The organism is Alcanivorax sp. HI0083 (assembly GCF_001635175.1).
Genome location: NZ_LWFX01001636.1, coordinates 1 through 425 on the forward strand (window position 1 = coordinate 1; position 425 = coordinate 425).

Below are 425 nucleotides of genomic sequence, written 5' to 3' on the forward strand. Positions count from 1 at the left end.
GTGGGGGTCTGGGCGGGCAACGGCAATGGCGAATCGGCACCCACGCTGGGTGGCGCCGTCACCGCTGCGCCGCTGATGCTGGATGTATTTAGCCTGCTGGGGCCGGCCCGTTGGCCGGAGCCGCCGTTGGCCGACCTGAAAACCGTGCACGTGTGCAGCGACGATGGCTACCTGGCCGGGGGCCGTTGTCCCACGGTGGAGCGGCTGGCGCCGCTGCACAGCCATTTTGAAACCGTGACGCCGTACCATGTGCGCGTGCATCTGGATAGCAACGGCCAGCGGGTGCATAGCCAGTGTGAGCCGGTCAGCGACATGCGCCACCAGGACTGGTTTGTGCTGCCGCCAGGGCAGGCCTGGTTCTACCAGCGCCGCCACCCGCACTACCGGCCCTTGCCCGCCTGGCGGGATGATTGTCTGGCCGGCGC

General features: G+C 68.7%; 1 pseudogene. It reads left to right on the forward strand.

The features are described from left to right. Positions 1-425 (forward strand): annotated as a pseudogene (locus A3754_RS28240) (penicillin-binding protein 1C); the annotation flags it as partial.